Genomic DNA, 24,472 nt, shown 5'->3' with positions numbered 1-24,472 from the left:
TTCACGGTCCCACCCCCCTTCTTTCCACCCCCCACCTCGTCCAGTCCCCCCCTCCCTCCCCCGCACACCCCCCCGCGAAACCTCCGCCCCCCCCCCCCCTCCCCCCCCCCCCCCCCCCCCCTCGCCTGTAACCGGCCAGTTAGTCTAGGTACCCGTTGGGGTTCAGGACGTATTTGGTGGCTGCACCGGCGTCGAACTCTGCATAGCCGCGCGGAGCATCGGTCAGGGAGATTGCCTGGGCGTTGACGTTCTTGGCGATGGAGACCTTGTCATGCAGGATCGCCATCATCAGCCCGCGGTTGTACTTCATGACCGGGCACTGCCCCGTGGTGAAGGACAGCGACTTGGCCCAGCCGGTGCCCAGACTCAGCGAGAGCGCGCCCTTCTGTGCCGCCGCGTCAATGCCACCTGGATCGCCGGTGACGTAGAGGCCCGGAATGCCCATGGCACCACCGGCGGCCGTGATATCCATGAGTGAGTTCAGGACTGTGGCCGGAGCCTCGCCGGCACCGTGACCATGACCCTTCGCTTCGAAGCCCACAGCATCCACCGCGCAGTCCACTTCTGGAACGCCCAGCAGCTGCTCGATCTGGGCGCCGGGTTCGCCATTGGAGAGGTCAATGGTCTCGCAACCGAAGGTACGTGCCTGGGCCAGCCTGTCGGCATTCATGTCACCAACAATCACCACTGCCGCGCCCAACAAATGCGCGCTAGTTGCCGCGGCGAGGCCAACCGGTCCGGCCCCTGCAATGTAAACGGTGGAACCAACACCTACACCTGCCGTGACGGCACCGTGGAATCCGGTGGGAAAGATGTCGGAGAGCATGGTCAGATCCATCATCTTCTCGAGCGCCTGATCCCGATCCGGGAACTTGAGCAGGTTCCAATCGGCATAGGGAACCAGCACGTACTCAGCCTGCCCGCCGACCCAACCGCCCATGTCGACGTAGCCATAGGCACTTCCTGGCCGGTCGGGGTTGACGTTCAGGCAGATGCCCGTTTTGCGTTCCTTGCAGTTACGGCAACGGCCGCAGGCAATGTTGAAGGGGACCGAACAAATGTCGCCTACCTTGATGAATTCAACATCCGGACCCACTTCAACCACTTCGCCGGTGATTTCGTGGCCTAGGACAAGATTCGATGGGGCTGTGGTGCGTCCTCGCACCATGTGCTGATCGGAGCCACAGATGTTGGTGGCCACTGTGCGCAGGATGACGCCATGGGGAACTTTTCTCCCCACATTGGCAGGGTTGACGCCCGGCCCGTCCTTGAGTTCAAACGTGGGGTAGTCGATGTCAATGACCTCGACAACTCCTGGTCCCTTGTAGGCAACGGCTTTGTTTCCTGACATGGATATTTCCTTCCCAGTTAGTTCAGAAGCCACCATTTTTGGTGCTTCACGTGCAACGAGAAATCAACCCCATGGCGCGTTATCCATCGCACTCAAAAACGTCTATGAGGTACGGGATCGAGGATGGCCAACGGGGTCGGTGTCAGTCTAGGGGTGGCCGCGGAAATATGTAAGGGCAATCGACAATTTCTTGACTCCCCGGCGCACGGGCTGACATGTTTGCTCCTGCGTCCGGTTATTCTTCAACCACGCGCAGGCGCAAACTCTGCGTGAGCCAGCATGCCCTTGATATAGGCCGCCTGCCCGCCGTGTTGCACACAGTCATCGAGAATGCTGACGAGCCGAACACCCAAGGTCACCGGCGGATCCCAGCGGTCATCAACGATTCGGTCTAGCTCAGCGTCACCCAAGCCACCAACATAGGCCTGACTTTGGGCCAAAACAGCCTCAAAGTACTCCCGCAACAGGTCTGTGGATGCGATATGAACGGCTGCCACCTGCTCCTCCGAGTGTCCGTAGCCGGTATCAGCCGGGTCCAGCTCGAAGGAAAAGCGTTCGGCATATCTGCCACTACGCCACACAGATTCAGTTCCGGCAACATCAGCAATTTGTTCATCTTGTCCGCGCGAGAGGTGCCACACGAGCCAGGCAATGGAATTGCCGCTGCCTCCCGGAAGCCAATTCGCATCCTTCGGCTCTAAGCCGAACAGCACACCGCCAACAATGGTGCCAATCCTGCCAAAAGCGTCAGTCAATATCTCTGAAGATCTCATGACCGCCATGCTTCCACCACGAGCGGCTCTTGGGAACCCCGGAGCGGGCATCTAGAGCGGCCGCCCTAGCGCTTACGTCAGGATGATGACGTCAAGGGTCCGGGGCCCGTGCACGCCTTCTACACGTTCTAATTCAATATCGCTTGTGGCGCTGGGCCCGCTGATCCAGGTTTGCGGCCGGGTTGCTTCCAGACGGGCGATGGCCTCCGGCAACACCTCCACAATGTCCGTGGCATTCAGAATGCAGATATGCCGATCCGGAACCAGCGAGATGATGCGCCGGCCTTGATCATCGCTTCCGTCCAGCATGATGGTTCCAGTCTCGGAGACGGCCGTCGCAGCAGCTGTGACCACGGCATCCACAGCGTCCAATTGCGCTACGGTGAGGCGGCGCACTGGCGCGTCAACATGCACAGCCAGCGTCCCGGCGTCGTTCTTCAGGTCCGCAAGCCACGCCTGATCCAGTCCATGGGGCACCACGATCGAGGCACTGCCGGCAAGCAATTCGGCCAGCCGCGCGGCAACGCCGGCGGTGGGCGTGAGGAACACATTTGCCTTGTAATCCACCAGCCTGTCCACAAGCTGCTCGAGGCGTTGCTCCGCAGTCATGTCCGAGCTGCGGCGGTACAGCCTAGGCACCACGGGCGTCTCGGGCGAGTCCCGCAGGGCCGATTTGATCCGGTTCATGATGTCCTCGCGGGCGCTCATGCCTGCTCCTCTACGCTGCTGTTTCCGGCGTTACTTCCAGGCACGACGGCGGCACCTGGCTGATGTTCTTTGTCCCACCACTGGCGGAACGACTGACTGGGCGGGGCAGGAATGTTCCTACTTTGAGTCCAGCCGCCAGCGATTCCGGGCAGGCGCTTGATGACTTTGGCACGGCCAGCCACGAGCTTGCCCAGCGGCAATCCATTCTCCAGCAGGGCCAGGTGTGAGCCCTTGGAGAACGCCCATTCAGCGCCCTTCATCATGAGGTCCATCTGCGTGGGGATTTTGACCTTGGCACGCCTGGAATCAACGTCTTCGCCGCGCAGGTGCACCAAGATTTCGGGGATGTTGATCTTCACAGGGCAGGCGTCAAAGCAGGCGCCACACAGTGAGGAGGCGTAGGGCAGGGAGTTGTTTTCCTCGCTCTTGATGCCTGTCATGAGGGGTGAAAGGATCGCGCCGATGGGGCCCGGGTAGGTGGAACCGTAGGCGTGACCGCCGGTGCGTTCGTACACGGGGCACACGTTCATGCATGCGGAGCAACGGATGCAGTTCAGCGCTGTCCGGCCGTATTCGTCGGCGAGTGCGGCTGTGCGTCCGTTGTCCAGCATGACCAGATGGACGTTTTGTGGGCCGTCGCCGGGGGTGACTCCGGTCCAGAGCGAGGTGTAGGGGTTCATCCGTTCGCCGGTAGATGACCGAGGCAGCAGTTGCATGAAGACTTCAAGGTCCTGCCAGGTCGGCAGGAGCTTTTCAATGCCCATGACGGTGATGAGGGTTTCCGGCAGGGTCAGGCACATGCGGCCATTGCCTTCGGATTCCACCACGGTCAGCGTGCCGGTGTCGGCCAAGCCGAAGTTGGCACCCGAGACGGCCACCTTGGCGGACAGGAACTTTTTGCGCAGATGCGTACGGGCCGCTTCAGCCAGACGTGCCGGATCGTCGGTCAGGTTGGGGTCCACTACGGGCATTTCGCGCAAGAAAATTTCGCGTACCTGGCTACGGTTCTTGTGGATCGCCGGGACCAAAATGTGGCTGGGCTTGTCATGGTCCAGCTGGACAATCAGCTCGGCCAAGTCAGTTTCGTAAGCCGCGATGCCCTGCTCTTCGAGGTATTCGTTCAGGCCGATTTCCTGAGTGGCCATGGATTTAACCTTGACCACTTCGGTTTCGCCGGTCGCCCGGATCAGGGAAGTGACAATCTCATTGGCTTCCTGAGCATCACGGGCCCAGTGAATGATGCCGCCGCGTGCGGTGAAGTTTGCCTCGAACGTTTCCAGCAGAGCTGGCAGGTTCGCCATGGTGGCGTCCTTGATGGCGCTGCCTGCGTTACGCATGTCTTCCCAGTCGGGAAGCTCGCCAACAACTTTCAGGCGTTTGTCGCGAATGGTGTGGGTGGCGTGACCTAGGTTGGCACGTAACTGCTCATTGCCAAGTTCGCGGTGCGCTGCCTTGGGAAACGGTTCGGTGGCATTGAGGTTCCCGTTGCCAAAGACCGGCAGCGTGGGCATGCCCAAAAAGGTATTGCTCATCGCTTGCTACCTGCCAATTTAACGTCGCCGGTTACTGTGATGGGGTTTTCAAGGGTGCTCGCCAAAATCTCGGCAAAGTGCAGGGTGCCTACCTCGCTGCCCTGCCGAGAGAGCCCCCCGCCAATGTGCAGCAGGCAGCTGGCGTCGCCGCCGGAGCACAGCTCGGCACCTGTGCCGCAAATGTTGGCTGCCTTGTCGGCGTTCATTGCTGCTGAAACATCAGCGTTCTTCATGGAGAAGGTCCCGCCGAAGCCGCAGCACTGATCGGCTTGCGGCAGCTCCAGCATCTCAATGCCGCCTACACTTGCCAGCAGGTTCAGCTGACGGTCTTCTAAACGCAACAGCCGCATACCGTGGCAACTGGGGTGGTAAGTGACCTTATGCGGGAAGTAGGAACCCAGCTGCTCGGCTGCGTTCGTGATGCCCAGAACGTCTGTCAACAACTGTGACAGCTCATAGGTTTTGGCGCCTACCTTGGCGGCTCGTGCCTCAAGTGCTACATCACCGCAGCGGCGAGCCACCATCTCATGCTGGTGTTTCACACTGGCAACACAGGAACCTGAAGGTGCCACGGCGACGTCGTAGTCATCCGTGTCGAAAGCTTCAACGTGGTTAGCCACAACAGCGTGGGCTTCCTTGAAGTAACCGGAGTTGACGTGCATCTGACCGCAGCAGGCTTGTCCTGAAGGGAACACAACCTCATGCCCGAGCCGCTCCAAAATGGCGACGGTGGCCTGTGCCGTGCGCGGGTACATGGCATCGACGATGCAGGTGGCGAAGAGCGCAATTTTCATGATTTCCACTGTAGGGCAAAAAACCTTCGGTGTGGACTGACCACACCCTAACTTAGAGTGGCAACCCCGCTCCAGGCTTCAAATTCTTCATAACAAGGGTGGAACTGACGCGCTGAACACCGGGCAGGACCGTCAGTTCGTTGTCGAAGCACTGCTGATAGTCGCTGAGGTCCTTGGCCATGACCTTCAAAATATAGTCCGGGTCACCAAATAGTCGCTGCGCCGAGGTAATCCGGGTGTTGGCCGAAACCTGCGCTTCGAATTCATCCAAGGTTGAGCGGTCAACGCGGGCCAGCGTCACAAATACCAACGCCTCAAAACCAAGTCCCACCGCAGCGGGATCAATAATGGCCCGGTAGCCACTGATGGCCCCGGAGGCCTCCAAGTCCTTCAGCCGGCGATGGCACGGCGCCACCGTCAACCCCACCTCGGCGGCTAACGCCGTGGCGCTCATTCGGCCGTCATTTTGAAGTGTGCGCAAAATTTCTTTATCAATGGCATCAATCACAGGCATATCTTATCGCCACAGCCGTGTTTTGTGACAAAAATGGTAAGCACTTATGGCGTCATTTTCCCTAAGCTTGCCGTAGTTCATCAACATCAATGGTCAGAGAACGCCTTGGCCACTAACAATCCAGGCAGCAGGAGCATCATGGAACCGCAGGCGCTCGTAGGTTTCCTCATTGTCGCCATCACCCTGACCTGCACCCCGGGGCCGGATTGGGCTTTTGCGATCGCCTCCGGACTGGGGAAACGCAGCTTTCTTCCGGGCATCGCGGGGCTCTGCGGCGGTTACATCCTGCACACCATCTTGTTAGCGGCAGGAATTGCAGCACTCATGGCCGCCATGCCCAGCTTGCTGTTGTGGCTGACCGTTGCCGGGGCTCTCTACCTTTTATGGCTCGGCTTCATGACCACCCAATCATGGCGGAGAGCCGGGTTTGTCACCGTGGGGCCCAATGGCGAACTACCCGTCAATTTCCCGGCCGGTAGCGAGCTTGTCTCTGGAGGCCTGCGCCCTGAAGGTTCCGCACTCCGCAAATCCGGCACCGCTTGGGGACCGTTTCTACAGGGCCTTGGCACCAGCAGCATCAACCCGAAAGGACTGTTGCTGTTTGTTGCTCTCACCCCGCAGTTCATCAAGGTTGACGCCACATTTTCAGTTCCACTCCAGTCAGCAATTCTGGGCTTGTCCTTCGTCGCCATGACCGCGGTCATCTACTCGTTAGTGGCGTTCGGGGCACGGAAGCTGCTGCGCTCACGTCCAGCAGCGGCCCGCGGCGTGACACTGACCAGTGGCCTCATCATGTGCGCACTGGGTGCCATCCTGCTCATCGAGCAAGTGGGCCCGGTGACGCAAGCCGCCGCGGATCTACTTGCCCAGGGGTAGCATCTGCACACCGGGAGCGACCCTGGCTGCTGCCTGCCGAACGTGCTCGGGAGGCAGCGACCCGGCGGACACTAAAAAGTGCTCAGCCCTGAGCAGCACTCCAAGTAGCCAGCTCCTCCAGCAGTTCATTCTTTCGCTCATCGGAGGCGAAAGATGATCGAATGGAGTTACCGGCTAACAACTCAATGGTGGCCGCATCCCAGTGAAACTCGTCCACGAGAGCGTCAAAGTTTGCCCCAACGTAGCCCCCAAAATAGGCCGGATCATCGGAGTTCACACAGACGTTCAACCCCGCCGCAATCATCTGCGGCAACGGGTGGGCAGCCAGAGTATCCACCGCACGCAGCCGCACATTCGAGAGCGGGCAAACCGTCAATGGAATCTGCTCAGCCACCAGCCGCTTAACCAAGAATTTGTCTTCCACGGCCCTAATTCCATGATCTATCCGTTGAACACCGAGCAGGTTCAACGCGTCCTCAACGTAGCTGGGCGGACCCTCCTCGCCGGCGTGTGCCACGAGGCGCAGACCCGCTTCTGCGGCACGCTTGAACAAGCGGATGAACTTCGACGGCGGATTGCCCACCTCCGCTGAATCCAGACCAATGCCAACGATCGGCGCATCCGCATCAAGCAGCTGTTCCAGAACGGCAAGTGCGGACTCTTCTGATTCATCCCGCAAGAACGCCGCAATCAATCCTGTGGTGATACCAAAGTCCGCTTCACTGGTCGCGAGGGCCGAAGCGATACCGTTGACCGCCGTCGAAAGTTCCACACCGCGGCCAAGATGGGCTTGGGGATCAAACATGATCTCCGCGTGGCGGACACCAGCTTCTTTGGCACGAGCTAGGTACGCGCGTGTCATGTCGGCAAAGTCAGCTTCTGTGATCAGCACGGCCATGTTGGCATAGTAGAGGTCGAGGAAAGATTGCAGATCAGTGAACTCGTACTGCTCTCGCAATGCTTCCAGCGTGGGAAACGGCAGTGAGATGGCATTACGGGCCGCCAGCGCCAGAATCAATTCAGGCTCGAGTGTGCCCTCAATGTGGAGGTGCAGTTCAGCTTTGGGAAGCGCAACCGTGGCTGCAGGATCAACGATTTCAACAGGAACCTGGGTCATCAATCCAGTCTAGGTGAGAGCCCAAGGCCCAGCCGAACCCCTGCGCTACGCCGTCACACCACCCCCGCCAACACGGCCCGAACGGCCCAATGTCAGAGGTCCGGTGCAAGATGAATCTCAACAGCTCCAGCATCCAACGGGAACCTTTTGGAACGGCCAACCATTAGGAATATGTAGCGTGAATGGAGATAATTGAAGTTGAACAATCCGGGTCCGTGCCGTGAGGCTTCGTGGCACCGAATCCAGATCGACGAAATCCCTGATCCGTGGCAGGTCTTGGGGTCTCTTGAGGAGATTGTCCGTACGTGTTCATGAGAACTTATGGCTGGTCCCGCAGGATCACCGCTGTGGCGCTGATTGTTGCCCTTTTCTTCGGCGGCGACGCGCTCATTATCGGTGTCATCCTCAGTTTTTTCCACGTGTTCCTCAGCTCTGACAGAACCGATGTCAGGGAGCACATGATGGAAACGTTGATTACTTTCTTGCAGAAAAACTTTCTGCCGCTCGGCATTCTGATTGCCCTGATGGGCATAAGCATCGCGTTCCCACCAACCGCCAGCGTTGCGATCATGACATCAACCATCGGCCTAGGCTTCATAGCCGCCGCATTTGCTACCTCTATTGTTCGAAACAATCGTGCTGCAGTTACCCAACCCCGAGTTGAGCAGCTCATCAGCTAGCATCAAAAACAAGTTTTTCCACCTAATACATTCCACCTAATACATAAGGAGCTACACGCTATGGGACTTAGTTTGCAAAAGGGCCAGGCCCTTTCATTGAAGAAGAACGACGGCGGAGCCCTCACCCGTGTGCGGGTAGGCCTCGGCTGGGACTCAGCCACACCGGTTAAGCGTGGTCTTTTTGGCGGGATGAAGAAGGCTGCCGAAGTTGACTTGGACGCCTCTGCAATCTTCTTCGATGGCAGCGGCAAGGCGCTTGATACGGTCTTTTTCAACCAGCTCAAGAGCAAAGACGGCTCCACACAGCACACTGGCGACAACCTCACCGGCGAGGGTGATGGTGACGATGAAATCATTCTGGTTGACCTGTCGAAGGTATCCCCCGCGGTGGCCCAGATTGTGTTTGTTATCAGCAGCTATAGCCGCCAGACTTTTGATTTGGTTGAAAATGCATTCTGCCGCGTGGTCGACGATTCCACGGCCGGCGCCCCCGAAGTTGCCCGCTTCCAGTTGACTGAAGCTGGTACCCACACGGCGATGATCATGTCCAAGGTGTCCCGCGAAGGCGCCGGTTGGACGTTCACAGCCATCGGTGAGCGTGCCAACGGCCGCACCGCAATGGACTTGATCCAACCGGCAGCAAACTCACTGTAGGGTTTCGCCAAAGGCAATTTCGTTTTAGTTTGTTAGTGGCACTTAAGTTTTTAAAGGAGTTCAGTTCTCATGGCATCTTTGACGCTTTCAAAGGGCAATAACCTATCCCTGACCAAGGCCGATCCCGGGCTGCAGCTGGCCATGGTTGGCTTGGGCTGGGATCCCCGCACCACCAGCGGCCACCCGTTCGACTTGGACGCCTCAGCACTGCTGGTTACCGCCACCGGCAAGGTCCGTAATAACGATGACTTCATCTTCTACAACCAGCTGGAGTCCAAGGACGGATCAGTTGTTCACCAAGGCGATAACCGCACGGGTGACGGAGATGGCGACGATGAGCAAATCCTCATTAACCTGAACACTGTTGCCGCAGATATTGAGCGTGTGGTCATTGTGGTCTCGATCGATCAGGCCGAGGTCCGCGGACAGAACTTTGGCCAGGTTCGTGACGCATACTGCCGCGTCATCAACCAAGAAAACGAGCAAGAAATTGTCCGTTATGACCTTTCCGAAGACGCCGCATCGGAAACCACCATGGTTTTCGCGGAGATTTACCGCAACGGCGCAGAATGGAAATTCCGCGCAGTCGGCCAGGGCTACGCCTCCGGCTTGCACGGCATCGCCACCGATTATGGAATTGTTCTGGACTAGTTCCGTTAGGGTGAGCTGATACTCTCTGCGCACCTCAGCAATTTTTTTTGAAAAACTCCGGCATCCTGCCGATAATTCACAATCCATTCACAATGTAAGGACGCGATTTCATGGCTGGACTTTCACTCGCCAAGGGCAATAACCTTTCCCTGACTAAGACCGACCCGGGTCTGCAACAGGCAGTCATTGGATTGGGCTGGGATCCCCGCACCACCACGGGGGACGCTTTTGATCTGGACGCTTCGGCGCTTCTTGTCGCTGCCTCGGGCAAGGTCCGTTCCGGAGATGACTTCATCTTCTACAACCAGCCTGCAGCCAAAGATGGCTCGGTGACGCACCTGGGTGACAACCGCACCGGCGATGGCGGTGGCGACGACGAGCAGATCCTGATCGATCTCACCAAGGTTGCCGCAGATGTAGAACGCATTGTCATCGTGGTCTCCATTGATCAGGCTGAAGCTCGGGGCCAGAACTTTGGTCAGGTCCGCGGAGCATATTGCCGTGTGGTCAACCAAGGTAACGAGCAGGAAATTGTCCGTTTCGACCTGAGCGAAGACGCCGCGCCTGAGACCTCCATGCTGTTCTCGGAGATCTACCGCAACGGTGCCGAGTGGAAGTTCAAGGCTGTAGGCCAGGGCTACGCCACCGGTTTGGCAGGCATCGCCACCGACTTCGGCGTCCCGCTGGGCTAGTCCCCACTCCCCGGCCCGGGACATCGCTGACGCGATCTCTCGGGAACCTGGGGAGCGTGGGCCAGGCGCGTCCTCCCAATTCAGTACCGCTTCAGCAACCTCCAACTACTTGGAAATTGGATCTCACCATGACTTCACCTTTGACCCCGCCCACCGAAACCGAAACCGCACTGGTTCTGAAAGCCCCCGACGCCCCGGGCATCGTTGCCGCTGAAGAAGCCCCCGGCATGGTTCCGGTGCCTGCCGAGCGCCAGGCCGAGATCAACCGTCAGGCTAAGGACTACATCGCCGAGATCGCCACCTTCGATGCCCGCAGCCCCGAATTCACCTCCAAGGTTGATGGCATCTCCAAGCTGGCTGGTACGGAAATGACCAATTCCTCGGATGCTTCCAGTCGCATGTTGGAGCGCTCCTCCACCTCTGTTGCCGGGGCAAAGAAGAGCGGCAACGGCCCCCAAGCCCAGGTTGCTGGCACCTTGAACGATCTGCGCAGCACGGTGGAGGATCTCACCCCGAACAGCGCCGATCTCAGTGTTGGCCGGAAGATTCTCGGTTTCATTCCTGGCGGTAACAAGATGGCCAAGTACTTCCAGAAGTACGAGTCTGCGCAGACACAGCTCGATGCCATCATCAAGTCGCTCATGTCTGGGCAGGATGAGCTTCTCAAGGACAACGCCAGCTTGGCCGGGGAAAAGGTCAAGCTGTGGGAAACCATGCAGAGCCTGAGCGAGTACGCCGTGTTCGCCAAGGCGTTGGACGCTGCCTGTGTTGAGAAGATCGACTCCACTCGCGCCTCGGGCCAGGTTGAGCAGGCACAGAAGCTAGAAGCTGATGTGCTGTTCCCCATTCGTCAGCGTCACCAGGACATCCTGACGCAGCTGGCTGTGTCGGTTCAGGGTTACTTGGCCATGGATCTGATCCGCAAGAACAACCTGGAACTCATCAAGGGTGTTGACCGGGCCCGCACCACCACCATTTCTGCATTGCGCACGGCTGTGATCGTGGCTCAGGCGCTGGCGAACCAGAAGATGGTGTTGGACCAGATTGACGCCATTAACACCACCACCAACAACATGATTCTCAAGACGAGTGAGATGCTCAAGGATCAGACGGTTCGCATTCACCAGCAGGCATCAACATCCGGTGTCAGCGTGGAGACTTTGCAGAAGGCCTTCGATAACGTCTTTGAAACCATGGACGCCATCGACACCTTCCGCGCGTCGGCCGCGAAGAACATGGAAGGCACCGTGGTGGCTCTGGAAGCCGGCCTGGAACGGGCCAAGCCTTACTTGGAGCGGTCCCGCCAGTCGGAACGCGAGTAGGCTAAAACGTACGACGACGAAGCAAGGGTAATGCGATGATAGGCCGTTTTGTGGGGGGCAGGTTTGGCGGGGGCCAGGCGCCCCAAACACCTGCCCCGCCGGTGGTTGACCCGGTAGCGGAGGAGATTGCCCAAATGGGTGCCTCCGTGGATAGCTTGCGCGCCGCTGTGCGCCGATCCGGCAGCAGACTGCCGCCCCTACTCACCTCCCAGTTGCGCCATTTGGGCGATCTCATGCGTGAGGCCGTGGCGGACATTAGCATCAGGGGCTGTTCCACGGAGCAACGCGTGCTGCTCAACGCCATGATTTGCAGCTACGTGCCTACGCCGTTGCAGTCTTATCTGTCACTGCCTCCGGCACACCACGACGAGGAATCCTCGGCAACCTTCATGTTCGCCGAGCAATTGGCCACGTTGGAGGAAACCTTGGCGGACCTGCTCAACCAGATCCGCATTGGCGCCGTGGAAGAACTATCAACCCACGGCCGTTTCTTGGCGGATAAATTTTCCGCTCAGGACGCTGCCCTGCAGCTTCAACAACCAGTCTCAGAGAGGGACCCATTGCGTTTGGAGGGCCAGTCTTGGCAACACTAGTGGCAGGGGCCAATGCGGCCCTGACGGCTGAAAATCCGGGCCTGGATCAGGTTCTGGTAGCCATGGGATGGGACATCATTCCCAGTCGTGGCCCCCAGGCCGAGCTGGTCCCGTTCGCCATCATGTGTGATTCGGGTGGCAAAGCAGTCTCAAACGATCATCTGGTGTATTTCAACCAACTTGTCAGCGCCGATGCTTCGGTAACGTTTGTGGGTTCCGGTGACCAAGAGCAGATCGATGTTGAGCTAGGCAAAATCCCAGCAGATATCTCCAAGATCATCTTCTTGGCCTATGTGGACCCCGAATTCCGCGGTCAGGGCACCTTTGCTGCAGTACGCGAGGCCCACATCCGGGTTGCCACCGCAGAGAACCGCGAGTTGATCCGCTTTGACCTTGCCGTCAGCCAGCTGGATTCAGTCACGGCCATGATCTTTGGAGAGCTATACAGGCATCGCGATGACTGGAAGTTCCGTGCACTGGGTCAGGGTTACACTACCGGCTTGGCCGGGGTGGCCAAGGACTATGGAATCAGCCTGTAGGGTCTCACGTTGAATAATCCTTCAGCTCCGCGCACCGACCTGCCATTTCTGCGCCGCAGGATCAAACCGGGCGCAACCCAACCGGCACCGGTCTCAGCTCCAGCGCAGGCACCGGTCTCAGCTCCAGCACCAGAACAGTCTTCCGCTGGCCCTTCCTTGACGCTGCGCCAGCCATCCCAGCCTCCTGCCTCCGCTCCAGCGTCTACTCCGTCCGCTGCCCAACCCCGCCTGCAACCGAGCGCGCCAGCTAGCACCCGGCCCGCTACACAACAAGCAGCACAAGCGGCTTCCGGCGTAGCAGCCCAGCGGCCGTCCGGGCTGGTTTTGGGAGGTGCGGCTCCGGCGTCGTCCATGAGTCCCCGTGCCAAAAAACTGGCAGCACAGCGCGAAAAAGCTAAGCATGAGGACCATGAGGTCCGGCTGCTGTTCCCGGCCCCCGGTATCCGGGACATTTACGAACTGAACCTTGTGGACCGTGTGCTGCGGCTGACGGTGCTGGAATCGTCCGTGGGCACCTTGGTTGTCAGCGGCAGCACGGCTGTTGCCTGGGAGGACGTGCGCCGGGTAGCAGGCGGGCAGACGGTTGATGGCCACAAGGCCGGAACGCCCGTGATGACCTCCGGAAACCGCGAATTAGTGGGTTACCACGGCCGGGATGCCTTAGTTTCTTTGCGGCATGTGCGAGAACTGCGCCGGGCTATATTCATCAACCGCAGCAACGCCGCCATGGGCGTACGGCTGTTCTCCGGCGAATCCGTTGCATTGCCGCCTGCTACCGATGGCACGCAGATGGTGATGCTGTTGCACAGGATCGGCAATGTCGTGGAAATGCGCGCAGAGCCGGTCCCACATTCGTGGACCGATCAGCAGATTTGGCAAGAGTTCGACTTGTCCATGACCCATAGCGCACCCGCTTCCACCTACGGCCGATAGAGCATATGTCTCGCAGGCCATATTTTGTTTCAGTATGACTTTGAAAGGGCCAATGCGACACTTCCGTTCTTTGACCGCACTTCAATCCTCGACCCTTTTTCATCGGCTGCCCGTGGACTTGACGGCTCAGAGCTCGCCGGAGCTTCAGGCCGTCGCCCTTGGCGGGACGCTGTATACGCCCGCTAACCGGCCCGACCTCGTCAAAGATGTGCGGCGCCAGCGCGATCTTGGCTGCGTGTCCATGGTGTTGTGTCTGGAGGATTCCATCCCCGATGCCGATGTGGACAGCGCCGAGGACAACGTGGTCTCCACGCTTGGTGCCCTCTCCGAAGGGGCCGATGCGCTTCCGCTACTGTTCGTCCGTGTCAGAACTCCAGAACAGATGCTGTCAGTGGCTCGCCGGGCTGGAGCAGCAACTGGGGTGCTGACCGGCTTTGTGATCCCTAAATTCGACAACGAATCAGGGGTAGGCGCAGCCTTCCTCGAAGCACTGCACATTATTCAGGCGGAACTGGGCCTGAACGGCAGCCAAGCGAGCAACACCCGCAGGCTGCGGGTCATGCCAATTTTGGAGTCCCCCGCCGTGATCCACGTCGAGACGCGGGCCGCGGCACTGACTAACATTTACACGCTGCTCGCCGCCAACCGGGAGGATATTCTCTCGGTCCGGATTGGCGCCACGGATATGTCCAGCGCCTTTGGCCTGCGCCGCTCACGCGATCTGACCATCTACGACGTCAACGTCGTGGCCAACGTCATTGGCGACATCGTGAACGTGTTGGGCCGGCCCGACGGCGGCTTCGTCATCTCCGGCCCTGTCTGGGAGCACTACGCCAACACCGAGCGAGTTCTGCGCCCGCAACTGCGCGTCACCCCCTTCGTGGGCCCGGAAGAAATTGAGCTGCGCCAGCGCATTATGACGGCCAACTTGGACACCCTGATCCGGGAAATCGAACTCGATCTGGCGAATGGGCTGCTCGGCAAAACTGTCATCCACCCCACCCATGTGGCCTTGGTCCATGCCATGAGCGTGGTCAGCCACGAAGAGTATCTGGATGCTCTGGCCATTGCCGGCAACACCAATGGCGGCGCCGCTGCCTCCCCTTACGGCAACAAAATGAACGAGATGAAACCGCACCAGGCCTGGGCGCAGCGCACTCTTTTGCGCGCCGACGCCTTTGGTGTGGCCGCCGCCAACATCAGTTTCGTGGACCTACTGGAAGCGAGCATGGCGTGAGCGAGCATGTAATAAGTGAGCACAGCGTGAGTGAGCCGCTCGCGCAGCTCTGGAGCGGCGGTTTTGTTTCCGATCAGCTCGACGTCACCATCCACAGTGATCCTGCCAGTGCCGTTGCCATCGAGGATTTGGTGGGCTTGGCGCTGCGCCGCAACCCTAAGCGCGCCCACCTGTTGGTCTCTCAAGTCTTGGCCAAGCATGTGCCCACCGAGCCGGGTTTGGTCATCGCGGCCGGTGAGCTGTTGGGCGCGTTTGTCGCGGATTGCCTCTCCACTTTGAAGCACGACGCCGGGACCCCACCAATGCGTGCCACCGCTGTTGCGTCTGCCGCAGGTTTGCTCACCGCGGCCCTGCGCGGACAGCCTGGACTGCGGCGGGCGGCCATCGCCTCCCTCAGCGCAGCGGTGGCGCCGTTGCGCACAGAGGTGCCGGACGCCGTCGTGCTTGGCTATGCCGAAACAGCCACTGGTTTGGGACGGTTAATAGCCAATGCTCTGGGCGCTTATTACATCCATTCGACCCGTCACGCCACGCCCACGGTGGAATCGGTGGCCGGGTTTGAGGAGGGGCATTCCCACGCCACATCGCACGCCATGGTCCCCACGGATCCGCAGTGGTTGAGCACGGACGGGCCTGTGATTCTGGTCGATGACGAGTTCAGCACTGGCTCTACTGTCATCAACACCATCCGGGAACTGCACGCGCTGAGACCGCATGAGACGTACGTGGTAGCAGCGCTCATTGACCTTCGAAGCGCCGACGACAGGGCTCGTTTTGATGCCTTGGCCGCGGAGTTAGACTGCCAGATCCAGGTGACCGCGTTGGGTACTGGTTGGATCGAGCTTCCCGAGGATGTGCTGCGCCGCGGCCAAGAATTAGTGGAAAAGATGCCTGCCGTGGAGGCGATTGCGTCCGCTGCCGAAGCTACCGAAGAAGGCGCCGAAGAAGCTGCTGGGCGGGTGTCCATCCTCGAGCTCGAGGCCAACTTCATTGCCCCTGTGCGCAGCGACCGCTTTGGCAACATTGCCCCGCCGCAGCCAGCAACCATTGAGGCGATTGCCGGGCACGTGGCGCAACTACTGGCTGAGAACGGCTGCCACGGACCCTTCGCCGTGCTGGGCTGTGAAGAAAACATGTCCTTGCCGTTGGCCGTGGCGGACGTCTTGGACCGTCTGCTCACGGATGATGATGTGCGTTTTTCCACCACGACCCGCTCACCCATCGCGCCCTTGGACCGGGACGACTACGCCATTGCTGGCGCCTTGAAATTTGCCAGCCACGATCTCACCAATGACGGCCCCGGCCCCCGCTTCGCCTATAACCTCACTGGTGCTGGCCAACGGCCCGGAACCATTGTGGCTTTCCCAGAACCTGGGACAGACCGTGAGGCGCTGCTGCACAGTTCCGTCCCGGGTCTTCCCGCACTGACGGTGGCCCTGGCCGCGGCTAGCGATGACACGGTAGTAGTTCTGCTTCCCGTTGATTCCCCGGCAGCCGCGACCGCCACACCCCGCCCCCAAACAGAGGATGCTCCATGAGCCTGCCCGCCCTGCCAACACCCCTGACCGGGCCGGATTTTGGATCCTACGCAGCCGATGAGGTCACCTGGCTGTTAAAGGATTTGAGCCACCTGCAACTAGAAGCTCCCACGGCAGAACGGGAGCGAGCCATCCAGTCAGGTGCCGCCAACTACGCCGAATCTCTGCCGATGGAGTACTCGCCTAGCCCCGAATATCAAGAGCTGTACCAAGTGGCCGTAGAGCGCGCGGGTGAGCGAATTGCCACAGCCGTTGGCGTGGTGACCGAGCTGGCGTTGGCCGCCCGCAACAACCAGCCGGTGCTTGTTTCATTGGCCCGCGCGGGCACTCCCATTGGGATCTTGATGCGCCGTTGGGCCAAGAAGATCCACGGCCTGGATTTGCCGCATTTCACCATGAGCATTGTGCGCGGAGTAGGCCTGGACCCCACAGCACTGCGGTACTTGGCTGCGAACTTCGCTCCCGAGCGGATCCTCTTTGTGGATGGTTGGACGGGCAAGGGCGCCATTTCTCGCGAACTCACAGCTGCCCTCGATGATTTTGCCACCAGTTCCGGCACCCGTTTCCCCGACGATCTTGCCGTCTTGGCAGATCCCGGACATTGCGTCTCCATGTTTGGCACCCGCGAGGACTATCTGATCCCCTCGGCTTGCTTGAATTCCACGGTTTCAGGGCTGGTTTCACGCACCGTCTACAACGTGGATCATATTGGCCCGCATGATTTCCATGGCGCCAAGTTCTATGCAGAATTGGCTTCCAGTGATGTTTCCAATGACTTCCTGGACGCCATTGGCGCACATTTCCAACGCGTCCACCCGGAGGCGCTGCGGCTCACCGCCGAACACCAGGCAGCGGCACCAGAGCCGAGCTGGATTGGCTGGCAGGCCGTGGAACGGATCAGCACGGAGTACGGCATCAACAACGTCAACTTGGTCAAGCCCGGGGTGGGAGAAACCACCCGCGTGCTGCTGCGGCGAGTGCCGTGGAAGGTGCTGGTCAATCCGGAGGCGATGGACGACGTCGCACATGTCTTGTTGCTAGCCCAACAGCGCGGGACCCCTGTGGAACAAGTCCCGGGCCTGCCGTATAGCTGTGTGGGACTGATTCACCCGCAGTTCGATAAGAGCGCCGTGGGCGCCGATGGAAAGGCCGTGCCCAACGCATGAGCACCCCCTCTGTTGTTGCCTGCGACCTTGACCGGACGCTGATTTATTCCAAGAATTCGCTGTGGCTGCGCGGTGAGGACAAAGATGCTCCGGCCATGGTGGTGGTGGAGGTTTATGAGGGCGCTCCCTTGTCCTTCATGACACGCACGGCCGAGGAGTTGCTGCTTGCGGTGAAGACGGCCGCCACTTTTGTCCCCGCCACCACGCGCACTCAGGCGCAGTACGAACGCGTTCAGCTGCCCGGGCCAGTTCCCAAGTACGCCATCACCTCCAACGGTGGGGTGCTATTGCATCATGGGGTACCGGATGCCGCGTGGAATGCCCAGCTCACCTCCCAGATGGCGGCCAGTTGCGCGCCCTTGGAAGAGATTGAGGCGCACTTATCCAAGCCGGAATTCGCGCCGTGGATCCTACGACTGCGCCGTGCGGAGGACCTTTTCGCCTATGCCATCATTGACCGGGACGCCATGCCTGCTGCTTTCTTGGCGGAGCTTGTTGAGTTGTGTGCCGCGGCTGGCTGGAGTGTTTCGGTGCAGGGCCGCAAGCTTTATTGCGTTCCGAATCCCATCAATAAGCACGCAGCTTTGGCAGAAGTGGTTCGCCGGTCCGGCACCGAGCGCGTGATTGCCGCTGGTGATTCGCTGCTGGATCAGGGCATGTTGGACGTTGCGCATCTTTCCTTCCGTCCTATTCACGGCGAATTGCACGACGCCGGACACTTGGCTCCCTATCTCCGTCTCACCTCGGTGCGCGGGGTGCTTGCGGGAGAGGAAATCCTGCGTGAGATCCTGGCCGAGGTCACGGCCGCTTAGCGTTCTTCTTTCGTCCCAACCTGCTCCGAGCTGCGGCCGTTGGGTGGTAAATGTCGCTGGCGGATAGCCCTGTGCTGCGCCGATGCTCGGGCCGACGTCAGAGTGATTCTCAATGTCGTGCCGCTTTCCTACCGCCTGCTTTCAGCGCGCGAAACACTGTTCCGTCTAGGTCACGCGTTCAACGAGCATCAAGTCGGGCAGGGTCTACGGGAATAGGTATAGCGCTCCGAATCACGGAGCCATACTGGAAAGTCAGACGGCTCGCCGTGATACTGACAAGTTGTCCCGCAGAAGTTTCGATTTACCGGCTTGCGAATGACCAGCCTCTTCCAGGGTCGGGCATGGCCGGAACTATAGCCACCGATCTCCGTTCTCAACGCGCGACTCGCACCTCAGTCCCGGGATTCACTACTCACCCGCAGCTAAAGTGCGTAGGATTTAGTCCTACTGAGACTAAATTTGGAGCGACCATGCGCACCACGCGACAGCTGAGCATCACGCTTCCGAACGAGATGGCCGACGCCCTACGCCAGCGCGTGAGTTCGGGTGCATATGCGAGTGAGAGCGAAGTTATTCGAGATGGTTTGCGAACCTTGTTTGCGCGCGATCAGGTGCTGGAATCTTGGCTTCGCGAGGAGGTTGCCAGTGCTTATGACGCACTCGTGACCGATCCCTCCGCTGTAGTTCGTGTCGAAGAAGTGCGTGCGCGGCTTTCGGCGAAACATCACAAGCAGCAGTAACTCACTACCGGCTTGTATTCCGGGGGAAGCTCTGCAACAGCTTGAGGAGCTTTACGATTTCATCGCCGATGCCGGATCTCCCGCCAACGCGGTAGCCTTCACCGAATCAATCGTCTCGTTCTGTGAAGGTTTAACCGATTTCCCCTACCGTGGTTTGGCGAGGGAAGACCTCCGCCCTGGGCTGAGGACGATCGGTTACAGGAAACGCGTCGTGATCGCCTACGCCATCCTGAATGAGACAGTGGCAATAGTCGGTATTTTCTACGGCGGCCGCGACCACGAGCAGATGCTCCGCGAACCGCAACAGGATGGTTGACCCCAGCCATCTTTTGATGGCAAGCAACCGAGCTGTCGCGCGCAGGACGCCAAGAATTTTTCAGACCACGTCTCGCAGAGATTCCCCATTACGGGACGCACATATAGCCACAAACCGGTGTGTCCGCGTCATACGGTCAACTGCTACAGGGCCAAGCTCTGGTGACATGAAATCCGAACAGGTGACAAGTAGCCCCAGAACCTACAGTCGCGGGAGGCGGTGGCCCGTTGTGGCAAAGCAATGTCAGTGCCCACCGATAGGCTGGAAGTAACCGCTGTTCCTAGCCTGGGGAGAACTCCGCCTTGTCTGCACCACGTCCGGCCCGCTCGTTTGGCGCCGCCGATTTCATCATGATCCCGCTGCTTGCCTCTGTCCTGCTGGTGACCACAGCGTGCGGTGGCGCAGCAACGCCTGAGGTGGCACCGGCGTCGGCCGCGTCAGCACAAAGCCAAACACAAAGCGCAACGCCAACCCAGACTCCGAACCCCACGCCCACAGTGGAGGATGAGACTCCTCTTGACCGCGAGGACGTTCCGGATGCCGGTGGCGCCGATTTGGCGTCGAACCAGCAGCCCGCCTTTGCCGCTAAGGCGCTGGAAGTGTTGGCGACGCTGCCCATCAAGGGCCGGGCGCCCAAGACCGGATACGATCGGGCCATGTTTGGGCAGGCGTGGGCGGACGTGGATCGCAATGGCTGTGACACGCGCAATGACATTTTGGATCGTGACCTCACCGCTAAAACCTTCAAACCGGGCACGCGCGACTGCCTTGTCCTGACAGGTGTTTTGGCCGATGCTTACACGGCCACCACGATTGATTTTGTGCGTGGTTCCGCCACGAGCAGTGCGGTCCAGATTGACCACGTGGTGGCGCTCAGCGATGCGTGGCAGAAGGGCGCACAGCAGCTAAGTGTGGAGGTGCGCACCGCGTTCGCCAATGATCCTCTGAATCTCTTGGCCGTTGATGGTCCCAGTAACCAACAAAAGGGAGCTGGCGACGCCGCTACGTGGCTGCCACCGAACAAGGGCTACCGCTGTGATTATGTGGCTCGGCAAATTTCCGTCAAGGCTACTTACAAGTTGTGGGTGACCCAGGCCGAACATGACGCCATGGCCAGGGTTCTGGATGGTTGCGCTGATATTGAAGTGCCCACCAACCAGACGGCGCCGCCGGTGGCACCGGTTGCGCCCGTTCCCGCGGTGGAAGCCGCACCCGTTGCACCTGCGGCACCCGCCCCGGCCCCGGTTCCTCTGGTCCAGCCGCCAGCTCCGGCTCCTGTACCCGCCCCTGCACCCGCCGCTTTCTACCAAAACTGCTCCGCAGTCCGGGCAGCCGGAGCGGCCCCCATCCTTGTGGGGCAGCCGGGATTCCAGTCCAAGTTTGACGGCGACGGTGACGGGGTCGGCTGCGAATAGGCGTCAAGGTAGCGCGGGCTGCCACAGCTGGCCAAACCAGCTCTGGCAACCCGCGCAGTTCTGACTAGACTTAAAGAGTGAGCTCTCCTAGCGACCAACCGCTGATCCCAGCAGTATGGCAGCGCCATGACACGGTGATCCTGCCGTTGTGGCGCGAACGGTTGAGCGCCAAGATGGGCCCGGTGGTGGCCGCCCGCTACGCTGCCGGACTGTTTTTTGAGGACCGCCGCAGACCTATCGCCCAGTGGTTCAACCCAGCTTTGGGTGCGGCGCTGCTGGTGGGAATTGTGACTTCGCCCGAGTGGCCAGTACAGCGTTTTGCGCTGTTCTATGCCCCTGCAGGCGGAGATGTCATCCAGGTCCATACCAACCTGCACGAATGGTATTTGCGAACCCCGAACACCTCACCCACAGAGGATGAAGCGTTCGCCGGAGCGATCCGTTCTGCGGAGGCTTTTCTGCAAGTGGAGATGGACTACATCTGAGCCGCTAAATACCTATGGCCATCTTCACGCCAAGGAAAAGCATGACGGCGGCAATCAGTCCGTCGAGTACGCGCCACGCACCAGGCTTGGCAAAAATGGGTCGCAAGAATTTCGCCCCATAACCCAAAGCACTGAACCAGATGATGCTGCCCGCAGCAGCCCCGGCACCAAACCACCAACGCAATTCGCCATGCTGATTGGCCAAGGTGCCCAGCAAGAGCACGGTATCCAAATAGACGTGGGGATTCAGCCACGTCAACGTTAGAGCAGTGACGAGCACTGCTTTGCGGCTCAAGCTCCCCCGCCGGCCAGCGGCCGAATGCTCACCTCCCTGCTGGTCCCCCGCGGTGAGCACCCCCGAGCGAAAAGCACGGTTTGCGGCCAGCCCTGCGTAGGCAATCAAGAAACCAGCACCAGCCAAACGGATCACGGTCACAACTGCCGGCACAGCAGCGATTACGGTTCCAATTCCAAAAATTCCCGCACCTATCAGGACCACATCGCTGAGCATGCAAACCAAGACCACTAGACCAACGTGTTCGCCGCGGATGCCTTGACGCAGCACAAAAGCATTTTGGGCGCCGATGGCAATGATGAGGGCCAAGCCAGCTCCGAGTCCGGTGGCCATGGTGGCAAGAAAATTCAGTGTAGTCACAAGCATTGAAACTACTAGACTGATATCCAGCAGTACAGCTAATGTTTTTCAAGCTACCTAAGGAAATCTAATGGTGAGGTTTCAGTCAGAACAACTCCGAACGTTTCTGGCGGTGTTGGAGCATGGCACTTTTGACGCTGCCGCCCATAACCTGCATGTCACAGCCTCGGCGGTGTCGCAGCGCATCAAGTCCATGGAGCAAGTAGCCGGGCAAGTTCTCTTGTTACGCAGCACTCCCATCGCCACCACCCCGGCCGGCGCCGTGGTGCACAAGCTCGCCCGGCAACTGCGTCAGCTAGAAGACGATGCGGCCGCAGAACTGGGTCTCACCACGGGAAACCACGGATCCATCGCCGTCGTAGTCAACGCCGATTCCCTCGCTACCTGGTTCATGGACGCACTTGCTCTTCTGCCCCCGGCCAGCCACATGAGCCTAGAATTGGTGCGCGAGGACGAACAGCACTCCGTAAACTCGCTACGCTCCGGCACGGTCATGGCCGCCGTCACCGCCACAGCAACGCCCGTGCAAGGCTGCTCCTCAACCGCGCTGGGCACCATGAACTACCACGCCATAGCCTCCGCCGACTTCATGGAACGGTGGTTTCCCAACGGCTTCAGCACCGACGATTTCGCAGCCGCCCCCGTCATCCAGTTCGATCGCACCGACACTCTCCAAGACAACTTCTTCTCGCAAGTCACCGCCGGGCACCGAACAGGCCCCCAACACTTCATCCCGGACACCATCCAATTCGCCGAGGCCGTCAAACTGGGACTGGGCTGGGGACTGATGCCCGAACCCCACTGCCGGGACGGGCTGCGCTCCGGCCAGCTGGTGGAATTGATCCCCGGACATCTGACCCGCATCCCGCTCTTTTGGCAGCGCTGGAAAATCCAATCGCGGGCACTCGATGAACTCACGGCCGCCGTGTCCCAAGCAGCCGCTCGAGCCCTCGACTAAGATCCATTCATGACTTTCTCCACCCTCCAACGCCGCAATCAGACCGTACTTGTTGTTGGCCAATTGCTATCCGGCGTGGGCGTGGCTTCCGGCGTTGCCGTAGGCGGCATCTTGGCTGCCCAATTGGCAGGCACGACGGCGGCGTCAGGCTTTGTGCAGACAGCGTCGGCTCTGGGCGCGGGGCTGGTTGCCGTACCGTTGGCTAACCTTGCCGTTAGGGCCGGGCGCCGCTGGGCTTTGAGTACGGGCTTCGCCCTTGGCGCTGTGGGTGCTGCACTGGTTCTCTTGGCTGCGTCCGTGGGCCAGTTCTGGCTCATGGCTGTCGGCATGTTGTTCTTCGGTTCTGCCACAGCCTCCGGATTGCAGGCACGCTATGCCGCGGTGGACGGGGCAGCGCCGGAAAAAGCTGGCCGCGCCATGGCGATCGTCATTTGGGCCACGACCGTTGGCTCGGTGGCCGGGCCTAACTTGTCAGAGCCGGGCCGCCTAATGGGTGTTGAGCTAGGGATCGTGCCACTGTCCGGCCCCTTTGTTTTTTCCTTGATCGCTTTCATCACCGCGGCCCTGGTCATTGTCATCTTCTTCCTTGCACCAACAGCCAGCTCCACCACCTCGGCCAGCCCGGTCCGCCCCATAAGCCCGATTGGACCGGAGAAGAGTCAGAAGCGTCATGGTGCGTGGCGTGCGCTTCGGCTGGCTAGCCATAATCCGCGGGCGTTGTTTGCACTTGCGGCCGTCACGGGCGGGCACGCCATCATGGTGGGCGTCATGGTGATGACCCCCGTGGCGATGAACGCCCATGGGCATTCACTGGAGATTATTGGCATTGTCATCAGCCTCCATATTCTGGGTATGTACGCCGCCAGTCCGCTGTTTGGTTGGCTCGTGGACAAGCGCGGAGCGATGACCGTGGTCCTGCTCGGTTGCGGCATTTTCCTAGCCGCCATCATGCTGGGGGCTATCGTCTCGGAGGGCAGCAATCCAATCCTGATGTCAATCGCACTGACCCTGCTGGGGTTGGGTTGGTCGGCATGCCTGATCGGCGGATCGTCTCTGTTGAACCAGTCTGCACCAGAGGATTTGCGTGTTCCTCTGCAGGGCGCCAATGACATGACCATGAATTTCGGAGCCGCTGGAATGGCTGCTCTGGCCGGGCCAGTGCTGGCTGCCGGCGGATTCTTCTGGGTCAATATGATGGCTCTGGCGGTGCTCATCGTGATGGTCACCCTCGGCGTGCGCGCTTTGCGGACCGAACAGGTTCCCGCTATTGCCCAGCACGCCACGGACACTTCAGAGTAGCCAAGGCCGCCACGGCCGCAGGCTGCAGACCGCTGCGGCCGCCAGCTGCAGGGCCGGCATGGCGAGCTGGCGCCGAGTTCTGACCCTAGCGTTGAGATGTACCTCTGTAACCATGCATCTCG

At 59.9% G+C, this 24,472-nt stretch carries 27 protein-coding genes; 19 read left to right on the top strand and 8 right to left on the bottom strand.

Annotated elements, in window-relative coordinates:
• Window positions 1-139: 139 nt before the first annotated feature.
• From fdhA to ACX80D_RS11615, 6 genes are all read right to left on the bottom strand, one after another.
• The gene (gene fdhA, locus ACX80D_RS11640; protein ID WP_459322830.1) at window positions 140-1,351 is read right to left on the bottom strand and encodes a formaldehyde dehydrogenase, glutathione-independent; all 1,212 of its coding nucleotides are present in this window, start codon (window positions 1,349-1,351) and stop codon (window positions 140-142) included.
• Window positions 1,352-1,593: 242 nt separating this feature from the next.
• Window positions 1,594-2,124 carry a mycothiol transferase gene (locus ACX80D_RS11635; protein ID WP_459322829.1) on the bottom strand — a complete coding sequence of 177 codons (531 nt, stop codon included), beginning with the start codon at window positions 2,122-2,124 and terminating at the stop codon, window positions 1,594-1,596.
• 72 nt (window positions 2,125-2,196) lie between these two features.
• Window positions 2,197-2,832 carry a LutC/YkgG family protein gene (locus ACX80D_RS11630; RefSeq protein WP_459322828.1) on the bottom strand — a complete coding sequence of 212 codons (636 nt, stop codon included), beginning with the start codon at window positions 2,830-2,832 and terminating at the stop codon, window positions 2,197-2,199.
• On the bottom strand, window positions 2,829-4,364 hold the full coding sequence (locus ACX80D_RS11625; RefSeq protein ID WP_459322827.1) for a LutB/LldF family L-lactate oxidation iron-sulfur protein: 1,536 nt from the start codon (window positions 4,362-4,364) through the stop codon (window positions 2,829-2,831). The genes ACX80D_RS11630 and ACX80D_RS11625 overlap by 4 nt, the downstream gene beginning before the upstream one ends.
• Window positions 4,361-5,158 (bottom strand): (Fe-S)-binding protein, encoded by a 798-nt coding sequence (locus tag ACX80D_RS11620; RefSeq protein ID WP_459322826.1) that lies wholly within the window; start codon window positions 5,156-5,158, stop codon window positions 4,361-4,363. Before ACX80D_RS11620 ends, ACX80D_RS11625 begins: the two co-directional genes overlap by 4 nt.
• Before the next feature lie 52 nt (window positions 5,159-5,210).
• Window positions 5,211-5,666 carry an Lrp/AsnC family transcriptional regulator gene (locus ACX80D_RS11615; RefSeq protein ID WP_459322825.1) on the bottom strand — a complete coding sequence of 152 codons (456 nt, stop codon included), beginning with the start codon at window positions 5,664-5,666 and terminating at the stop codon, window positions 5,211-5,213.
• Window positions 5,667-5,810: 144 nt separating this feature from the next.
• On the opposite strand from ACX80D_RS11615, the gene ACX80D_RS11610 reads away from it, so the two are divergent.
• A complete protein-coding gene (locus tag ACX80D_RS11610) occupies window positions 5,811-6,548 on the top strand; it encodes a LysE family translocator (RefSeq protein ID WP_459322824.1) in 738 nt (245 codons plus the stop codon).
• Between the two features lie 82 nt (window positions 6,549-6,630).
• Here the strand turns inward: ACX80D_RS11610 and ACX80D_RS11605 are convergent, their stop codons facing one another.
• Window positions 6,631-7,665, bottom strand: coding sequence for an adenosine deaminase (locus ACX80D_RS11605; protein ID WP_459322823.1), 1,035 nt, complete (start codon window positions 7,663-7,665; stop codon window positions 6,631-6,633).
• Between the two features lie 347 nt (window positions 7,666-8,012).
• Here ACX80D_RS11605 and ACX80D_RS11600 point away from each other — a divergent pair, with 347 nt between their 5' ends.
• From ACX80D_RS11600 to ACX80D_RS11525, 16 genes are all read left to right on the top strand, one after another.
• Entirely contained in the window at window positions 8,013-8,345 is a 333-nt protein-coding gene (locus tag ACX80D_RS11600; RefSeq protein WP_459322822.1) for a hypothetical protein, read from the top strand.
• 60 nt (window positions 8,346-8,405) lie between these two features.
• Complete coding sequence (locus ACX80D_RS11595; RefSeq protein ID WP_459322821.1) at window positions 8,406-8,999, top strand: TerD family protein; 594 nt, start codon at window positions 8,406-8,408, stop codon at window positions 8,997-8,999.
• 69 nt (window positions 9,000-9,068) lie between these two features.
• Window positions 9,069-9,650: a TerD family protein gene (locus tag ACX80D_RS11590; RefSeq protein WP_459322820.1), complete on the top strand. Its 582-nt coding sequence runs from the start codon at window positions 9,069-9,071 to the stop codon at window positions 9,648-9,650.
• 110 nt (window positions 9,651-9,760) lie between these two features.
• Entirely contained in the window at window positions 9,761-10,342 is a 582-nt protein-coding gene (locus ACX80D_RS11585) for a TerD family protein (RefSeq protein ID WP_459322819.1), read from the top strand.
• Between the two features lie 128 nt (window positions 10,343-10,470).
• Window positions 10,471-11,664: a toxic anion resistance protein gene (locus tag ACX80D_RS11580; protein ID WP_459322818.1), complete on the top strand. Its 1,194-nt coding sequence runs from the start codon at window positions 10,471-10,473 to the stop codon at window positions 11,662-11,664.
• 35 nt (window positions 11,665-11,699) lie between these two features.
• Complete coding sequence (locus ACX80D_RS11575) at window positions 11,700-12,257, top strand: hypothetical protein (protein ID WP_459322817.1); 558 nt, start codon at window positions 11,700-11,702, stop codon at window positions 12,255-12,257.
• Window positions 12,245-12,796 (top strand): TerD family protein, encoded by a 552-nt coding sequence (locus ACX80D_RS11570; RefSeq protein ID WP_459322816.1) that lies wholly within the window; start codon window positions 12,245-12,247, stop codon window positions 12,794-12,796. The genes ACX80D_RS11575 and ACX80D_RS11570 overlap by 13 nt, the downstream gene beginning before the upstream one ends.
• Before the next feature lie 9 nt (window positions 12,797-12,805).
• A complete protein-coding gene (locus ACX80D_RS11565) occupies window positions 12,806-13,729 on the top strand; it encodes a hypothetical protein (protein WP_459322815.1) in 924 nt (307 codons plus the stop codon).
• A gap of 70 nt (window positions 13,730-13,799) precedes the next feature.
• Window positions 13,800-14,966, top strand: coding sequence for an HpcH/HpaI aldolase/citrate lyase family protein (locus ACX80D_RS11560; protein ID WP_459322814.1), 1,167 nt, complete (start codon window positions 13,800-13,802; stop codon window positions 14,964-14,966).
• 26 nt (window positions 14,967-14,992) lie between these two features.
• Window positions 14,993-16,504: a phosphoribosyltransferase domain-containing protein gene (locus ACX80D_RS11555; protein WP_459322813.1), complete on the top strand. Its 1,512-nt coding sequence runs from the start codon at window positions 14,993-14,995 to the stop codon at window positions 16,502-16,504.
• On the top strand, window positions 16,501-17,670 hold the full coding sequence (locus ACX80D_RS11550) for a cysteine protease StiP family protein (protein ID WP_459322812.1): 1,170 nt from the start codon (window positions 16,501-16,503) through the stop codon (window positions 17,668-17,670). The genes ACX80D_RS11555 and ACX80D_RS11550 overlap by 4 nt, the downstream gene beginning before the upstream one ends.
• Window positions 17,667-18,482 (top strand): HAD family hydrolase, encoded by an 816-nt coding sequence (locus ACX80D_RS11545; RefSeq protein ID WP_459322811.1) that lies wholly within the window; start codon window positions 17,667-17,669, stop codon window positions 18,480-18,482. Before ACX80D_RS11550 ends, ACX80D_RS11545 begins: the two co-directional genes overlap by 4 nt.
• Window positions 18,483-18,952: 470 nt before the next feature.
• On the top strand, window positions 18,953-19,222 hold the full coding sequence (locus ACX80D_RS11540) for a ribbon-helix-helix domain-containing protein (protein WP_459322810.1): 270 nt from the start codon (window positions 18,953-18,955) through the stop codon (window positions 19,220-19,222).
• Window positions 19,170-19,538, top strand: a complete 369-nt coding sequence (locus ACX80D_RS11535) for a type II toxin-antitoxin system RelE/ParE family toxin (protein ID WP_459322809.1) — start codon at window positions 19,170-19,172, stop codon at window positions 19,536-19,538. The genes ACX80D_RS11540 and ACX80D_RS11535 overlap by 53 nt, the downstream gene beginning before the upstream one ends.
• Window positions 19,539-19,840: 302 nt before the next feature.
• On the top strand, window positions 19,841-20,953 hold the full coding sequence (locus ACX80D_RS11530) for a GmrSD restriction endonuclease domain-containing protein (protein WP_459322808.1): 1,113 nt from the start codon (window positions 19,841-19,843) through the stop codon (window positions 20,951-20,953).
• A gap of 77 nt (window positions 20,954-21,030) precedes the next feature.
• On the top strand, window positions 21,031-21,438 hold the full coding sequence (locus ACX80D_RS11525) for a hypothetical protein (RefSeq protein WP_459322807.1): 408 nt from the start codon (window positions 21,031-21,033) through the stop codon (window positions 21,436-21,438).
• A 4-nt stretch (window positions 21,439-21,442) separates the two neighbouring features.
• Here ACX80D_RS11525 and ACX80D_RS11520 read toward each other — a convergent pair whose 3' ends face one another.
• The gene (locus tag ACX80D_RS11520; protein WP_459322806.1) at window positions 21,443-22,099 is read right to left on the bottom strand and encodes a LysE/ArgO family amino acid transporter; all 657 of its coding nucleotides are present in this window, start codon (window positions 22,097-22,099) and stop codon (window positions 21,443-21,445) included.
• Window positions 22,100-22,163: 64 nt separating this feature from the next.
• Here ACX80D_RS11520 and ACX80D_RS11515 point away from each other — a divergent pair, with 64 nt between their 5' ends.
• A complete protein-coding gene (locus tag ACX80D_RS11515) occupies window positions 22,164-23,051 on the top strand; it encodes a LysR family transcriptional regulator ArgP (RefSeq protein ID WP_459322805.1) in 888 nt (295 codons plus the stop codon).
• A 9-nt stretch (window positions 23,052-23,060) separates the two neighbouring features.
• Window positions 23,061-24,350 (top strand): MFS transporter, encoded by a 1,290-nt coding sequence (locus ACX80D_RS11510; protein ID WP_459322804.1) that lies wholly within the window; start codon window positions 23,061-23,063, stop codon window positions 24,348-24,350.
• Window positions 24,351-24,472: the final 122 nt, after the last annotated feature.

It is taken from the genome of Arthrobacter sp. Sr24 (genome assembly GCF_054511175.1).
Note: the sequence above shows the minus strand (reverse complement) of the source record. Positions and strands in the feature narration are given on the sequence as shown.

Coding starts and splice junctions, on each gene's coding strand:
- ACX80D_RS11635 (WP_459322829.1), bottom strand. CDS start 2,124: ATGAGATCTTCAGAGATATTGACTGACGCTTTTGGCAGGATTGGCACC.
- ACX80D_RS11545 (WP_459322811.1), top strand. CDS start 17,667: ATGAGCACCCCCTCTGTTGTTGCCTGCGACCTTGACCGGACGCTGATT.
- ACX80D_RS11550 (WP_459322812.1), top strand. CDS start 16,501: ATGAGCCTGCCCGCCCTGCCAACACCCCTGACCGGGCCGGATTTTGGA.
- ACX80D_RS11580 (WP_459322818.1), top strand. CDS start 10,471: ATGACTTCACCTTTGACCCCGCCCACCGAAACCGAAACCGCACTGGTT.
- fdhA (WP_459322830.1), bottom strand. CDS start 1,351: ATGTCAGGAAACAAAGCCGTTGCCTACAAGGGACCAGGAGTTGTCGAG.
- ACX80D_RS11585 (WP_459322819.1), top strand. CDS start 9,761: ATGGCTGGACTTTCACTCGCCAAGGGCAATAACCTTTCCCTGACTAAG.
- ACX80D_RS11625 (WP_459322827.1), bottom strand. CDS start 4,364: ATGAGCAATACCTTTTTGGGCATGCCCACGCTGCCGGTCTTTGGCAAC.
- ACX80D_RS11520 (WP_459322806.1), bottom strand. CDS start 22,099: ATGCTTGTGACTACACTGAATTTTCTTGCCACCATGGCCACCGGACTC.
- ACX80D_RS11620 (WP_459322826.1), bottom strand. CDS start 5,158: ATGAAAATTGCGCTCTTCGCCACCTGCATCGTCGATGCCATGTACCCG.
- ACX80D_RS11605 (WP_459322823.1), bottom strand. CDS start 7,665: ATGACCCAGGTTCCTGTTGAAATCGTTGATCCTGCAGCCACGGTTGCG.
- ACX80D_RS11590 (WP_459322820.1), top strand. CDS start 9,069: ATGGCATCTTTGACGCTTTCAAAGGGCAATAACCTATCCCTGACCAAG.
- ACX80D_RS11630 (WP_459322828.1), bottom strand. CDS start 2,832: ATGAGCGCCCGCGAGGACATCATGAACCGGATCAAATCGGCCCTGCGG.
- ACX80D_RS11510 (WP_459322804.1), top strand. CDS start 23,061: ATGACTTTCTCCACCCTCCAACGCCGCAATCAGACCGTACTTGTTGTT.
- ACX80D_RS11595 (WP_459322821.1), top strand. CDS start 8,406: ATGGGACTTAGTTTGCAAAAGGGCCAGGCCCTTTCATTGAAGAAGAAC.
- ACX80D_RS11515 (WP_459322805.1), top strand. CDS start 22,164: ATGGTGAGGTTTCAGTCAGAACAACTCCGAACGTTTCTGGCGGTGTTG.
- ACX80D_RS11610 (WP_459322824.1), top strand. CDS start 5,811: ATGGAACCGCAGGCGCTCGTAGGTTTCCTCATTGTCGCCATCACCCTG.
- ACX80D_RS11540 (WP_459322810.1), top strand. CDS start 18,953: ATGCGCACCACGCGACAGCTGAGCATCACGCTTCCGAACGAGATGGCC.
- ACX80D_RS11575 (WP_459322817.1), top strand. CDS start 11,700: ATGATAGGCCGTTTTGTGGGGGGCAGGTTTGGCGGGGGCCAGGCGCCC.